This window comes from Bradyrhizobium sp. 35 (genome assembly GCF_023073215.1).
In the GTDB taxonomy this organism is placed as follows: Bacteria; Pseudomonadota; Alphaproteobacteria; order Rhizobiales; family Xanthobacteraceae; genus Bradyrhizobium; species Bradyrhizobium canariense_D.
The window spans coordinates 281,954-295,364 of record NZ_JADPJC010000017.1; the positions used below are offsets into that span (position 1 = coordinate 281,954).

The 13,411-nt window shown below is 64.7% G+C and carries 12 protein-coding genes, 1 tRNA gene and 1 pseudogene; 3 read left to right on the plus strand and 11 right to left on the minus strand.

Translation table 11 applies throughout. The features are described from left to right. Nucleotides 1–693: 693 nt before the first annotated feature. From IVB36_RS03700 to pncA, 9 genes and pseudogenes are all read right to left on the minus strand, one after another. Nucleotides 694–783: transfer RNA gene (locus IVB36_RS03700), tRNA-Ser, on the minus strand. A 282-nt stretch (nucleotides 784–1,065) separates the two neighbouring features. Further along, entirely contained in the window at nucleotides 1,066–1,389 is a 324-nt protein-coding gene (locus IVB36_RS03705; protein WP_085385228.1) for a hypothetical protein, read from the minus strand. Between the two features lie 238 nt (nucleotides 1,390–1,627). Beyond that, entirely contained in the window at nucleotides 1,628–3,478 is a 1,851-nt protein-coding gene (ilvD, locus tag IVB36_RS03710) for a dihydroxy-acid dehydratase (protein ID WP_247390700.1), read from the minus strand. 246 nt (nucleotides 3,479–3,724) lie between these two features. Beyond that, nucleotides 3,725–3,811: pseudogene (locus IVB36_RS40340) on the minus strand (ABC transporter permease); the annotation flags it as partial. A gap of 361 nt (nucleotides 3,812–4,172) precedes the next feature. After that, nucleotides 4,173–5,426, minus strand: a complete 1,254-nt coding sequence (locus IVB36_RS03715; protein ID WP_247390701.1) for a DUF1236 domain-containing protein — start codon at nucleotides 5,424–5,426, stop codon at nucleotides 4,173–4,175. A gap of 92 nt (nucleotides 5,427–5,518) precedes the next feature. Further along, nucleotides 5,519–5,905: a GrlR family regulatory protein gene (locus IVB36_RS03720; RefSeq protein ID WP_247390702.1), complete on the minus strand. Its 387-nt coding sequence runs from the start codon at nucleotides 5,903–5,905 to the stop codon at nucleotides 5,519–5,521. Nucleotides 5,906–5,919: 14 nt separating this feature from the next. After that, entirely contained in the window at nucleotides 5,920–7,953 is a 2,034-nt protein-coding gene (locus tag IVB36_RS03725; RefSeq protein ID WP_247390703.1) for an NAD(+) synthase, read from the minus strand. A 146-nt stretch (nucleotides 7,954–8,099) separates the two neighbouring features. Continuing rightward, a complete protein-coding gene (locus tag IVB36_RS03730; RefSeq protein WP_018457893.1) occupies nucleotides 8,100–9,215 on the minus strand; it encodes an alpha/beta fold hydrolase in 1,116 nt (371 codons plus the stop codon). A gap of 16 nt (nucleotides 9,216–9,231) precedes the next feature. After that, nucleotides 9,232–9,870, minus strand: a complete 639-nt coding sequence (gene pncA, locus IVB36_RS03735; RefSeq protein ID WP_018457894.1) for a bifunctional nicotinamidase/pyrazinamidase — start codon at nucleotides 9,868–9,870, stop codon at nucleotides 9,232–9,234. A gap of 254 nt (nucleotides 9,871–10,124) precedes the next feature. Here pncA and glk point away from each other — a divergent pair, with 254 nt between their 5' ends. The 3 genes from glk (at nucleotide 10,125) to IVB36_RS03750 (ending at nucleotide 11,750) form a co-directional block, all read left to right on the plus strand. Continuing rightward, nucleotides 10,125–11,096: a glucokinase gene (gene glk / locus IVB36_RS03740; RefSeq protein WP_204511248.1), complete on the plus strand. Its 972-nt coding sequence runs from the start codon at nucleotides 10,125–10,127 to the stop codon at nucleotides 11,094–11,096. A gap of 143 nt (nucleotides 11,097–11,239) precedes the next feature. After that, complete coding sequence (locus tag IVB36_RS03745) at nucleotides 11,240–11,443, plus strand: hypothetical protein (RefSeq protein WP_018457896.1); 204 nt, start codon at nucleotides 11,240–11,242, stop codon at nucleotides 11,441–11,443. A 148-nt stretch (nucleotides 11,444–11,591) separates the two neighbouring features. Next, nucleotides 11,592–11,750 (plus strand): hypothetical protein, encoded by a 159-nt coding sequence (locus IVB36_RS03750; RefSeq protein ID WP_247390704.1) that lies wholly within the window; start codon nucleotides 11,592–11,594, stop codon nucleotides 11,748–11,750. A gap of 62 nt (nucleotides 11,751–11,812) precedes the next feature. Here IVB36_RS03750 and IVB36_RS03755 read toward each other — a convergent pair whose 3' ends face one another. Together IVB36_RS03755 and IVB36_RS03760 are read right to left on the minus strand one after the other, a co-directional pair. Continuing rightward, a complete protein-coding gene (locus IVB36_RS03755) occupies nucleotides 11,813–12,190 on the minus strand; it encodes a response regulator (RefSeq protein WP_026233459.1) in 378 nt (125 codons plus the stop codon). Nucleotides 12,191–12,301: 111 nt separating this feature from the next. Beyond that, nucleotides 12,302–13,093, minus strand: coding sequence for a Spy/CpxP family protein refolding chaperone (locus tag IVB36_RS03760; protein ID WP_018457899.1), 792 nt, complete (start codon nucleotides 13,091–13,093; stop codon nucleotides 12,302–12,304). Nucleotides 13,094–13,411 lie beyond the last annotated feature (318 nt).

A 13,411-nucleotide genomic window follows, 5' to 3' on the forward strand; every position in this document is an offset into this window, starting at 1 on the left:
GAACAGATTGCGCTAATAATAAATCTTCGTTTGTTCCTTGCGCGTGTATTTATAAGCGGAACACGTAGAAGTACGTTGCCTTAGTTGGCGGCCGTATGCGCCGGTTCACGCTGGCGGGCCTTTGCGAACCCATCGTTACGTTGGCTTTCGCAAGCTCGTGGAGCTCAGCCATTGCTGAATATGCAGCGCGTTCTCACTGAGCTGCGCGGCCTTCAAAAGAGCTTCCCGCTTTGGCCCCGGAGGCGTTGCTTCGGCCCGGGTTCGAGCGGCGCTCGCCATTTGAGTTAGGCGTTCAGTGAGAGAAGGGATGAGCTTGACCATAGATGGCTCCGCGTATTTGGCGGGAGCACGTGGCTCTCAGTCACCGATATATGCCGTGATGGGCCGGTGATGGAATTACTAGGCGCCGGTTCCGCAAGAATAGATAGTCAATTCGCCGTAGGTTCTCGGCCCTTCAGAGGACCCCTGTTGCCTCACCTGGCGGCCCTTCGCGCCGCCTCAACATGGCGGGGCTTTCCTGTAGTTGCCGGCGATCTCCAGCAGCGCCGCGCGCTCTACCGGATCGTCAGTCTGGGCCGCCAACGTGCGGCAGATTGACTCGATGTCGGGCTCGCGATAGCGCGCGCTGATTGTACGTTCGATTGTGCGCTGGAGCCAATCTACAAGTCTAAGTAGCTGATTTTGCTGGTGTTTTGGCGGAAGGGGTGGGATTCGAACCCACGGTACCCTTGCGGGCACGCCGGTTTTCAAGACCGGTGCCTTAAACCACTCGGCCACCCTTCCAAGTTCGGAATTGCTGTCGCTTAACGCAGTCGACGGCGCATGGCAACGCGAAGTTGGCGCCCGCCCCTTCCCCGGCATCGGATCTGTCAGGCGAGCGTCAGCCTGTTCCCTTACCCTATGCCCTCTCGGCGATCCCGGACACTGGCGACATCTCCCAGGGCGTCGCCGGTTGCGAGGCCCGGTTTGGAGTCGCCTCCGTTTCCGGGCCTCGTTTGCTGGCTGCAAAGAAAAGCGGCGCTCCCGTTGGGAGCGCCGCTTGAATTCTTCGTAAGCTAGCTTGGCTCAGTACCCGCAGGAGGCACAGTTCATCTGCACCGGGGCGTAATAGGAATAGCCCGGCTGGACCATCTCGACGCGCTGGCGCGTGGCGTATTGCGGCGGGATGCGCTCGTACTGGACGCTCGGCGGCGCCACCATCACGGTCTGCGGCACCATCACGGTGCGGTACTGCGCCGGTGCGCGGTGCGCCACGACGGAGCCGGGCGACACCATCACGGTCTCGTCGACGGTGCGGTATTGCGGCTGCACGTATTGCTGCTGGTAGCAGGTCGTGCACGGCGGCGGCGTGTAGCAATTGTAGCAGCCGGCGGAAGCCGCGCCGGTCATTGAAATCGCAGCGACGACTGTTGAGAAAACGACAGCGAGAGTGCGAGACATTATTGTGGTGCCCCAATTGCCCGAAACGGATTTGCGAAGATCGATGGCAGTATACGCCGCAAAATTCTGAGCTGCCGAAGTTCATCGGGGCATCCTTAATGCAAACGGCCGGCTTGCGCCGGCCGTTCAGAACTTGTTGACCATGCGCGATGCGTGATGCTTGCGATCACACCCGCACGTGACGCACTTACTTCGAGCGCCGCTTCACCTCGCGCACCGCGCCGCGCGCGGCGCTGGTGGTGAGCGCGGCGTAGGCCTGAAGCGCGGTCGAGACGTTGCGCTTGCGGCCGATCGCCTGCCATGCGGCATCGCCCTTCGCCTCTTCCGCGGCGCGGCGCTTGGCCAGCTCCTCGTCGGAGACCTCCAGCGTGATGCTGCGGTTCGGGATGTCGATGGCGATGCGATCGCCGGTCCTGACCAGACCGATGTTGCCGCCTTCGGCCGCTTCCGGCGACAGATGGCCGATCGACAGGCCCGACGAGCCGCCCGAGAAGCGTCCGTCGGTGACCAGCGCGCAGGCTTTGCCGAGGCCCATCGATTTCAGGTAGCTGGTCGGATACAGCATCTCCTGCATGCCGGGGCCGCCGCGCGGGCCTTCATAGATGATGACCACGACCTCGCCGGCAACGACCTTGCCGCCTAGAATGCCTTCCACGGCGGCGTCCTGGCTTTCGAATACGCGGGCGGGGCCGGAGAATTTCAGGATCGAGGCGTCGACGCCGGCGGTCTTCACAATGCAGCCGTCCTGCGCGAGATTGCCGTAGAGCACGGCGAGGCCGCCGTCCTTGCTGAAGGCGTGCTCGAGGTTGCGGACCACGCCCTTCTCGCGGTCGGTATCGAGCTCGTCGTAGCGGCGCTCCTGGCTGAAGGCGACCTGGGTCGGGATGCCGCCGGGCGACGCCCGGAAGAAGGTGCGGACAGACTCGCTCCTGGAGCGCTTGATGTCCCAGCGCTCCAGCGCGTCGCTCATGGTCGGCGCGTGCACGGTCGAGACCGACGTGTCGATCAGGCCGGCGCGGTCGAGCTCGCCCAGGATGCCCATGATGCCGCCGGCACGATGCACGTCCTCGACATGCACGTCGGCAACCGACGGCGCGACCTTGCAAAGGACAGGCACGCGGCGCGACAGCCGGTCGATATCCTGCATGGTGAACTTGACCTCGCCTTCATGGGCGGCGGCGAGCAGATGCAGCACCGTGTTGGTCGAACCGCCCATCGCGATGTCGAGCGTCATCGCGTTCTCGAACGCCTTGAAGTTCGCGACATTGCGCGGCAGCACGCTAGCGTCGTCCTGCTCGTAGTGGCGGCGCACGATATCGACGATGGTGTGGCCGGCCTCGACGAACAAGCGTTTGCGATCGGCGTGGGTTGCGACCACCGTGCCGTTGCCGGGGAGCGCAAGGCCAAGGGCTTCAGTGAGGCAGTTCATCGAATTGGCCGTGAACATGCCCGAGCACGAGCCGCAGGTCGGGCACGCCGAGCGCTCGATCACCTTGACGTCCTCGTCGCTGACCTTGGAGTCGGCGGCTGCGACCATGGCATCGATCAGGTCGACCGCCTTGGTCTTGCCCTGCAGCGTGACCTTGCCGGCCTCCATCGGTCCGCCCGAGACGAACACGGCGGGGATGTTGAGCCGCAGCGCCGCCATCAGCATGCCGGGGGTGATCTTGTCGCAGTTCGAAATGCAGACCATGCCGTCGGCGCAATGGGCATTGACCATGTACTCGACGCTGTCGGCGATCAGCTCGCGCGACGGCAGGCTGTAGAGCATGCCGTCATGGCCCATGGCGATGCCGTCGTCGACCGCGATGGTGTTGAACTCCTTCGCCACGCCGCCGGCCTGCTCGATCTCGCGGGCGACGAGCTGGCCGAGGTCCTTGAGATGGACGTGGCCGGGCACGAACTGGGTGAAGGAATTGACCACCGCGATGATCGGCTTGCCGAAATCGCCGTCCTTCATGCCGGTCGCGCGCCAGAGGCCGCGGGCGCCCGCCATGTTGCGGCCGTGGGTGGTGGTGCGGGAGCGATAGGCTGGCATGGCGGTTTCCGTCCTCGGGTTTGGCTGGCCGGGCGCGGCAAAATTTCGAAGCCGCCTCAGGCCTTTCCGGCCGGATAGCGCACGGGGGGAACGCGCGCAACGGGAACTTGGGCCGGACAGGGCTCCCCTGCTCCCGGCGCGTGGGCACCGGCGGTCTCAGCCGTCATGCCCGGGCTTGTCCCGGGCATCCACGTTCTTCATGCGGAAAGGTCGTGGATGGCCGGGACAAGCCCCGCCCTGACGGAATTATTGCAGCTCGGGATCGAGCCGGTCGCCGATCACGGAGACCGGCAGCGTGGTCACGACGATGGTGGTCGCCGGTGCCGGCATGATCAGGGCCACATGCGCTCGCGCGCTTGCATTGGTTTCGGGCAATCGCGCGTGCAGGCGCATGCGCCGCGAAAATTCAAGCGCGATGAAATCCGTAGTGATCCGGAATGGAATCCTATTCCGATGTCGCGTACATCGCGGGACATCGATCGGCGGCCTTCCAAGGGCATCACCCTCTGATCGCGCACCACGGGGTTGGGGGACCACATGGGGCGGGGGATCAAAGGCTGGGGCAAGGTTACGAGGTCCGGACTCCTAGGCACTCCGGACCTCGGGACTTTCTAGTTTGAACGTGATTTCGCGCCGCCGGCTTGATCAGCCGTGCGGCGCGAAGTCGTTTTGGCGTCGTTATGCCGACACGGCGCTAGCGTGTCTGCGGCTCGATCGTCACCGTGCAGTCGCCCTGCCCTTGCGTCGCGACCACGATGTTGCCCGCGGGAGCGCCGAGGGCGATCGGCGCGGATGAGCCGCCGCCGGGCATCTGGACAGTCACGCTCAGGGAGTCCGCTCGCGCGGTCGAGCCTACGGTCGAGGGTTCTGCCTGGGCCACATTACCCGAGGCGTCACGCCGCATGATCTGGCAGTTCAGATTGCCGCCCCCGGCGGCCGCCATGCTCGATGAGGTGCCGCCACTCATCTGGGCGCGGGCTCGTGAGGGATCGCGGGGCACCTGGCTGACGATGCGATGCGTCCGCGGCTCCACGATGACGACGTCGTCGCCGGTCGCGAAATATTCGTAATCTCGATATTCGGGCTCGATCGCGACGATCTCGGGCGGAAGCCTGTGGAGGCGCACGCGCGAGGGAATGGTCTCGCCGACCCGGATCGAGATGTTCAGATTGCGCTCCGGCTCCGCCAGGCGTGCGCGGCTCACCGTTTCGGAGATCCGCACCTGCTTCTCGGACGTCACCTGGGTCTGCTGATTGGCCTGCGTGTTGGTCTGGGGCGTCTGATTGGCTTGATTGGTCTGCGTGCCTGAAGTGGCAGGCGCGGTCTGCGCATTGTTGGTCGGGGCCGTCCGGTTCGTGTCGGTCGCTGTGGCCGGTCGGTTGTTCTGTTGCGCCGGCTGCTGCTGCTCGGCCGCGTTGCGCGGCGGCTGGGTCTGGTTGCGCTCGTTCTGGTTGGCCGCAGCTCCCGTGCGCTCGTTCTGCTGGCCAGACGTGCCGGACTTGGACTTCTCGGACTCGGCCGTTGATTTCTGCGGCGCGGACTTGTCCTGCTTCGTCTCGGCGCTGTTCTTGCCGTCGCGTCCGGGTTTCGGGCTCTCCGCCTCACGGTTGCGATCGCGCGAAGGCTCACGAGATTCCTGGGCCTGATCCTTCGACTTCGGCTGGCTGCGCTCGGCAGAACTGGCCGGCTGGCGCTTGTCGTCACTCGCGTCCTGCTTGGCAGCGCCGCCCTTCTCCTCGCGGCCCGCACCCTGCAATCGCTCCTGGGCGCCCTGCGCGCGCTCTTGAACCCGTTCTTGGGCGCCGCCGCGTTGCGGCCCGGCACCTTTCGCCGGCTCCTCGGTCCGTCTCGGCTCGTCCCTTCGCTCACCGGGCGCCTGGGCGTAGGCGAAGCCGGAAGCAAGCATCAGTCCGATAGCCGCGGTCGATAACATCAAGTGCTTGCGCATGGTCCCTCTCCTGGAAAATTCGCAACGACAGACGCGAACGTTCTGTGGGTGCGAAGGTTCCTGATCAGGAACGAGGGCTGATCACGCGGGTCTCACATCGGGTCCTTCAGCGTGAGCCGCGCCGTGAATGTCACGCTGGTCTTGCCAACCAGCGCCATGCCTTCGACTTCGGCGCCGTCGGCGGAATAGTCGCCGGAAAAGCCGCAGGTCACTTCCCTGCCGCCGAACGCGAGCGGCTTGCCGACGGCCTCGGTGTGCTGATTGACGGTCATGTCGCCGCGCCATTTCCCGTTCCGGAAGGTGTAGCTGCCGGTGTAGTAGAAATAGCTGTCGCCGCCCATGATGCGGCCATCGCAGAGCACGACGACGCCTTTGGCCTGGCCGCGCTTGCCGTCGCGCATCTCGATCTCAAAGATGTTGAGGCCGTTGAGGACCTTCTGTGGGTTGCCGCCCTGCTCGGGCCCATCGCCGGCCGACATCGCTCATCTCCCGTTCAAACCGGCACATTCCGCTCGAGATCTTCTAGCCACGCCGCAGCGCTCGAATCCGACGGCGCACGCCAGTCGCCGCGCGGCGACAACGAGCCGCCGGCCGAAACCTTGGGTCCGTTCGGCATCGCCGAGCGCTTGAACTGGCTGAAAGCGAAGAAGCGGCGCAAGAACACCTCCAGCCAGCGGCGTATTTCCTTGAGATCGTAGGCCTTGCGCTTGTCGGTCGGAAATGCCGGCGGCCACTCGCCCTCGGCGACGTCCTTCCACGCCTGCAGCGCCATGAACGCGATCTTGGACGGCCGCATGCCGAACCGCAGCGTGTAGAACAGGTTGAAATCCTGGAGCTCGTAGGGGCCGACCGAAGCTTCCGTGCTCTGCGGCTTCTCGCCCGGCTCAGCCGGAACCAGCTCCGGCGAGATTTCGGCCGACAGGATCGATCCAAGCGTTTGGTTGACGTCGTCGCTGAACTGCTTGGAAGCAATCACCCAGCGGATCAGATGCTGGATCAGCGTCTTCGGCACCCCGGCATTGACGTTATAGTGCGCCATCTGGTCGCCGACGCCGTAGGTGCACCAGCCAAGCGCGAGCTCGGAGAGATCGCCGGTGCCAATCACGAGGCCGCCATGATGGTTGGCGAGCCGGAACAGATAGTCCGTGCGCAGACCCGCCTGCACATTCTCGAATGTGACGTCGTAGACCTTCTCGCCCTTGCCGAAGGGATGGCCGATGTCCTTCAACATCTGCGTCGCCGTGGTGCGAATGTCGAGCTCCTGCCAACTCGTCTGCAACGCCTTCATCAGCGCCAGCGCATTGGTCTTGCTGTCGCTGCCGGTGGCAAAGCCCGGCATGGTGTAGGCGAGAATGTTCTCTCGCGGCAGGCCAAGAAGGTCGACGGCCTTGGCGGCGACGATCAAAGCATGGGTGGAATCGAGTCCGCCCGAGACGCCGATAACGACGCGCTTGGTACCGGTCGCACGCATGCGCTGGACGAGGCCCGCGACCTGAATGTTGTAGGCCTCATAGCAGTCCTGCTCGAGCAGGCTCTCGTCGCTCGGCACGAACGGAAAGCGCTCGACCTTGCGCAGGAAGCCGATATCGGCGGCCGGCGCCTTCAGGGCGAAGCCGACTTTTCGGAAGAAGGCTTCGCGCTGCCGGCGATTGTCGTCGAACGTACCCATCAGCGCGCGTTCCTGCCTGAGCAGGTCGAGATCGACGTCGGCCAGCGTGATCTGGCCGCCCTGGCGGAACCGCTCGCCCTCGGCCAGCAGCACGCCGTTCTCGTAGATCGAGGTCTGGCCGTCCCAGGCCAAATCCGTGGTCGATTCCCCTGCCCCGGCCGCGGAATAGACGTAAGCCGCGAGGCAGCGGGCCGACGTCGATTGGCACAAGAGCGCGCGCGAGCGGGCGCGGCCGATCGTGATCGGGCTGCCCGAGAGATTGATCAGCACGCTCGCGCCCGCAAGCGCGAGCTCGGAGGCCGGCGTTACCGGGATCCACATGTCCTCGCAGATCTCGACGCCGATGGTCAGGCCCGGAACGTCCTCGGCTGCGAACAGGAGGTCGACGCCGAACGGGGCATGCAGCCCGCCAAAGGCGACCATCTCTCCGACGATGCCGGCGCCGGAGGCGAAATGCCGCCCCTCGTAGAATTCGCGATAGGTCGGCAGGTAGCTCTTGGGCACCACGCCGAGGATCTTGCCGCGATGGATGACGACCGCGCAATTGTAGATCCGATTGCCAAAGCGCAGCGGCGCGCCAACGATCAGGACGGTCATCAGGGACGAGGATGCCTCGACGATGGTCACAAGCCCGCGCTCGACCGCATCGAGCAGCGGATCCTGCTTCACGAGATCTTCGATTGCATAGCCGGACAGGCAGAGCTCGGGGAACACGGCAACCGCCACCGACTGCGCGTGGCAGTCCTTCGCCGCCGCCAGAACCGCAGCTGCGTTGGCCGTGGGATCAGCCACATGAGAGGTGGTGACGCAGGCCGCCACGCGCGCAAATCCGTGGGCATAGATCGAGTGGAAACTCATCGAGCACAGTCCCTTTGTCTCGTCGCGACCGGCCTCCGCCGGCTCTGGACTCCATTTAACCCATCGACATGGCCCCGTGCAGGCCATTCAACGGCATGCATAACGGATTTGCAGCTTCGCTGCCCGGCCGTGCCCTTGAGGCAGTCTCAGGCTCTGCGCGCCAGCATGCCGGGCAGATCGTCGCGCAGCCACTCGGCGATCCGGGGCCAGGCATGGGCGTGGGTCCGCGCGCCCATGAACAGGCCAAGATGGTTGCTGGGCTGGGAGGCCGCCGCAATGAACGCCGGCGGTGTGCCGAGCAAGCCGGCGGTGGCGAGCGCCTGCGCAGCCGGCACGACGTCGTCATCGAGTCCGGCCAAAAGGAAGACCGGCGCCTTGACGTCCTTCAGATCAATCCCGCGGCCGAGTGCCGTGAACTGGCCGCGCGCGATCCGGTTCTCCCGGAAAATCCAGTTGACGATCTCGAGATAATAGGTGCCGGGCAGATTGAGGGGCTCGGCATTCCAGCGCTCGAAGCGTGCCAGCAGCGCCGCACCGTCCTCGCCGGAGAGGTCGCTCTGCAGCGCCGTCGCGATGTCGTCGCGGCTCGGTGCCTTCGACCAGAGCCGCAGCATCTCTTCGCCGCTGACATTGCCGCCGCCGCGGGCGACGAGCTGGTCGTAGACCATCTCCGGCGCGTTGCGGGCGAGCTGCGACAGCCTGGAGTCAATGGAGAGGTCGACGGGCGCGCCAGCCAGTACCAGCCGCCGCACCTTGGCGGGAAAGCGCGCCGCATAGAGCAGCGAGAGCCAGCCACCCTGGCACAGGCCGACGAGATCGACCGGCGCGCCGATTTCGTCGATGGCGACGTTGAGATCACCGAGATAGCTGTCGATCGAGAGATAGCGCATGTCGGGTGCGGCCGAGCGCCAGTCGGTGAGATAGACCCGGTCGATGCCGCCATTTTGCAGGGACTGCACAACGCTGTGGCCGGGCGCGAAGTCGGCGATCAGGGCCCGGTGCAGCGCATAGGGCGCGCAGACCAGTGCCGGCTGGCCGGCCCCCGTCCGCGCGCAATTACGCAGGCGCATGGTCGCAAGCTCCAGCGCGACGGAGTTGGGCGTGGTCCAAGGCAGGCTGCTGTCGGCCAGCTCCGACGGGCCGCGCTCGAGCCATCCAAAGCAGGCGTCCATGGCAATCCGCGCCGCAGCGAACGGCCACAGCAGCGGGTCATCCGGGACCGGCTCCGGTGCGCGCAGCTGTTTGCCGGTCTTCTCCGCCATGGCTATCCCACGGTCCTCACAGGAAGGCCTCGAAGCTGACGAGCGAAATACCGCGCTCGCGAAAACTCTGATGGGTCGCGGCCACCGAGCCGTCGAGATCGATGCCGCGGCAGGCGTCCTCGATGACGGCGACCTCGAACCCGGCCTTGCGGGCATCGTCCGCCGAGAAGCGAACGCAGAAGTCGAACGCGAGGCCGGCGACGAAGACGGTGTTCAACTCGCGTTCGCGCAAATATCCGAGCAGGCCGGTCGGCGTTGTCCTGTCGTTCTCGAACAGCGCCGAATAGGAATCGATGCCGCGCCGAAATCCCTTCCGCACCACCAGATTTGCGCGGGTGACGTCGAGATCGCGATGAAATTCGGCGCCTGCGGTGCCCTGCACGCAATGGCTCGGCCACAGCACCTGGACGCCGTAGTCGAGCACGATGGTCTGGAACGGCTGTTTGCCCGCATGGTTCGGCGCAAAGGAGACATGATCGCGGGGATGCCAGTCCTGGGTCAGCACCACATTGGCGAATTTTTGGGCGATCCGATTGATGGCGGGGACGACCTTCTCGCCGCCGGGCACGGCGAGCGCCCCGCCCGTGCAAAAATCGTTCTGCACGTCGATGACCAGCAGCACGTCGCGGTCGGAAATCTTCATCGCAAGGTCCATTCCAGGCCATCCGCGCGAGCGGCGCCGAAGGCACGTCTGCAGTGTCGATCTTCCCGGGCTGCTTCGCAACCAACGAGAAGGTGCGGCGATCTGCGCGAATGCGCCCCGTCGGTCCCGGGATGCAACGGTTTGGGCTGATGCGTGTTGACTAGATCCACCCGGGGACGGATTCTGACAGCCGTTCGCGTCTTGCGATCGGATAGAGCGGAGGAAGCGGTTCCCGCAGCCGGAAAGGCTGCGGCAGCCATACGCACATGACCATCGGCAAGACAGGACAGATTCTTCTCGCCGATATCGGCGGCACCAATGCGCGCTTCGCGCTCAGTCAGGGCGATCAGACCGGACCGATCGACTACGTCAAAGTGGCAGACTTCCCGACCGTCCGGGAAGCCATTGCCGATGTTCTCGCGCGTCGCTGCCACGGCCAACCGCCCCCAAGGGCCGTGCTGGCCGTCGCAGGACCGGTGACCAACAACCGCTGCGTCATGACCAACAGCCCATGGGTCATCGACGGCAACGAGCTTCAGCCGGCCCTCGGCTTCGACAGCGTCCATGTTCTTAACGATTTCGAGGTGGTGGCCTGGTCCCTGCCCGCCCTGCAGCCCGCCGACCTGATCCCGCTCGGCGGACAGGATGGCCTTCCCGGAGAGCCGTTGCTGGTGGTCGGACCCGGAACCGGCTTTGGCGTGTCCTGCCTGGTCGAGCGCCACGGCTCACGGCTGGCCGTCGTCACCGAGGCGGGCCACGCGACCCTGCCGGCGGAGGACGAGCGCGAGGAACGCGTGATCGCGTGCTTGCGCCGACGCCTCGGCCATGTCTCCATCGAGCGCGGCGCGTTGTCCGGTTCCGGCCTGCAAAGCCTGTACGAGGCGCTGGCCGAGGTGGAAGGCGCTCAGGTGCCGCATCGCGATGCTGCTGCCATCACGAAGGCCGCCCTGGAAGGCAGTTGCGAGCTCAGCCGCAAGACGCTGGAGATGTTTTGCGCCATCCTCGGCTCGGTCGCGGGCAATCTCGCGGTGACCTTCGGCGCACGCGGCGGCGTTTATATCGCCGGCGGAATCGTGCCGCGCTTTCCCGACTTCCTTGCAGCCTCCGCATTCCGGGCGCGCTTCGAAGCCAAGGGACGCTTCCAGGACTATCTGCGCGACATCCCGACCAGACTGGTCACGAAACCTGATGCGAGTTTCCTCGGCCTGACGATGTTCGCGGAGCACAACCAGCCTTAAACGGCGCGCGCCTCCGTCCGCGGGTTCCAGTCATGCACAGCTGATTGCGCGGCACGCGCGCGCGACGCGGGATCGTGCTTGCGCGCACGTCCCGGATGAGAAACAATCCTAGCTTGTGTGTGGCGTAGTTGCGGGGGCGTGACATGCGTAAGCAGGATCTGGGTTTCGACTATCACCGCTATCACCGCCTGCTGCTCGAGGCGGACGACGAGGGCAAGCGGCTGGCCCTGATCGAGCTCTTGATCGAGGAAAAGGCGCGTGACCGCCTCGCAGCCCAGCGCGCTTCGGACCGCGCCGCCATGACGGCCCACACCATCGCCACGGTGCTGAAGAACGGGCGCCACTGAAACGCGTGATCGCACTTCAGTGCCCGAAAATGCGGTATCGATTGCGATTTCGTTAACGATCCCTCGAAAGCTCGCGTCAAACTTTTTGCTCTAGGAGTTCCCGGCCTGATCCAATTCAGGGGCAACAAAGGGGGGAATGAACATGAGCATGATTTCGATCGCCGCGATGCCGGCCACCAGCGAAACGCGTTTGGCTGATTCTTCGTTTTCTTCGTTCAAGACCATCTTGCTGTTTTGCTGCACGGGCCTGGTCGCCTCGTTCGGCCTGATGGCGCGCGGCATCGATCTCGGCGCCGGCCTGATGTGAAGCCGCGACGAATTCCGTCGCGAAATGGCCGCCCCTGATGGGCGGCCATTTTCATTTTGGTCTCAGTTCGGCGTCTTCGCTGCCGCTTCCGGAAACATCGAATCGATCATCGCCTTGAGCTGATCGATCGAAATCGGCTTGCGCAGGATCGGCCGGCGCCTGAGCAAGGACGGCAGCAGCTCCGGACCGTAGCCCGTGGCGAACAAAAACGGCTTCCCGCGACGCTCGATCAGATCGGCGACCGGATCGACGTAGAGGCCCTTGAGATTGATGTCGAGGATCGCAAGATCGTACTGCGCGGTCATGGCGAAAGCGCTGGCGTCCCGAACATTATCCGCTTCCGCGATGACGTGGTGGCCGAGTTCCTCCACCATGTCCGTCATCATCATCCGGATCAACGTCTCGTCTTCGACCAGGAAAACGGAGAGTCCGTCCGCCATATCAACCCCGCCCATCAGCTTCCCAAGCTAATCATAACCGAATTGCGAAGAGCATTCACGAATTCGTGGCGGGGTCCGTTAATTCGACGCGCCCGATCCGATTCCACTTGATCAATCCAATCCTCGTTCGTGGCTGAGCCGCACCATCTCCTGCACGAACACCTGCTTTTGTTTGTCATCGAGGCTCGAATAGAGGGGCTCGGCGGCGTCGGCGACATTGCGCTGGTCGGCAGCGCGGTCGATCAGGAATTGGGCCTCGTTGCGCATCTGCTCGACGATGTCGTCGGGAGGATCCCGCTTGGCGCGCGCAACCCGCAGGTTGAGCCGCTCGGCACCGTTATGCCCGAGGTAGTGCATGGCGCTCGAGAAACCGTACCAGTGCTTCTCCTGCTCGGGCGTGAGGTTCAGCTCGGTCTTGATCCGCTCGATATAGGAGTCGCTGTTCGTGACGATCTGGTCGGCGGTCAATTGCGGCGCGCCGGTCTGGGTGAGGACCGTGACATCCTTGTCCTGCGGCGCGTTCTTCGCCTCCTTGCTCGCCTTGGCGCCCTTGCCCGCCTTGGCGCTCTTGGCATCTTTGTCCTTGCCGGCGCCCTGCTTGGCGTCCTTGGCCGCATCCTTGCTTGCATCCTTGCTCGGATCTCTGGCGGCAGGCGCCTGATTGCCATTATTGCCAACGCCGAGCACGCCGGTGAACACACCGACCACACCGCCGATCGCGCCGCCGAGCACACCGCCGACCGGACCCGCCGCCTTGTTCCCGGCCGCCGCTCCTTCCTGAACCCCTTTGACCAGGCCTTGAGCGTTCGCCACCGCGGCTGCGCCGAGCAGCAACACGAAAACGGACCCCAGCGCGAACCATCGTCGCAGGTAAAGCCGCGCGGGCGGCGCCGGGTTGATCATTCTGGTCTCCATCTCGATCTGATTAGGCTCTTGGGGATGAGAACCACCCGCCAGCTGCAACTCTATCGTTTTCACCGCTTCGAGGTCTAGGCGCCGACAAATGCTATCCACGCCCGAAAAGTGTTTGCCGCGAGGTGCTTATGCAGGCTCCTTGGAAACTGCGGCGTAATTGCGCACATGTCGGTCGGGTGCGCCAGCGCCAAGTGTGCGTCGCAAAACAACCGGCCGTGGTTCATGGTCCGCGCATGAGGTCGAGGGCGCTGCCGCGTTCCCGGACACAACGTTAGTTCTAGGCGCAAGCCGTTCGGTTTTCTCGAC

Bases quoted from the DNA above. Each gene is read 5' to 3' on its own strand.
- IVB36_RS03705 (WP_085385228.1), bottom strand. From the start codon at position 1,389: ATGACCGGCGCGGCTTCCGCCGGCTGCTACAATTGCTACACGCCGCCG.
- ilvD (WP_247390700.1), bottom strand. From the start codon at position 3,478: ATGCCAGCCTATCGCTCCCGCACCACCACCCACGGCCGCAACATGGCG.
- IVB36_RS03715 (WP_247390701.1), bottom strand. From the start codon at position 5,426: ATGCGCAAGCACTTGATGTTATCGACCGCGGCTATCGGACTGATGCTT.
- IVB36_RS03720 (WP_247390702.1), bottom strand. From the start codon at position 5,905: ATGTCGGCCGGCGATGGGCCCGAGCAGGGCGGCAACCCACAGAAGGTC.
- IVB36_RS03725 (WP_247390703.1), bottom strand. From the start codon at position 7,953: ATGAGTTTCCACTCGATCTATGCCCACGGATTTGCGCGCGTGGCGGCC.
- IVB36_RS03730 (WP_018457893.1), bottom strand. From the start codon at position 9,215: ATGGCGGAGAAGACCGGCAAACAGCTGCGCGCACCGGAGCCGGTCCCG.
- pncA (WP_018457894.1), bottom strand. From the start codon at position 9,870: ATGGACCTTGCGATGAAGATTTCCGACCGCGACGTGCTGCTGGTCATC.
- glk (WP_204511248.1), top strand. From the start codon at position 10,125: ATGACCATCGGCAAGACAGGACAGATTCTTCTCGCCGATATCGGCGGC.
- IVB36_RS03745 (WP_018457896.1), top strand. From the start codon at position 11,240: ATGCGTAAGCAGGATCTGGGTTTCGACTATCACCGCTATCACCGCCTG.
- IVB36_RS03750 (WP_247390704.1), top strand. From the start codon at position 11,592: ATGATTTCGATCGCCGCGATGCCGGCCACCAGCGAAACGCGTTTGGCT.
- IVB36_RS03755 (WP_026233459.1), bottom strand. From the start codon at position 12,190: ATGGCGGACGGACTCTCCGTTTTCCTGGTCGAAGACGAGACGTTGATC.
- IVB36_RS03760 (WP_018457899.1), bottom strand. From the start codon at position 13,093: ATGATCAACCCGGCGCCGCCCGCGCGGCTTTACCTGCGACGATGGTTC.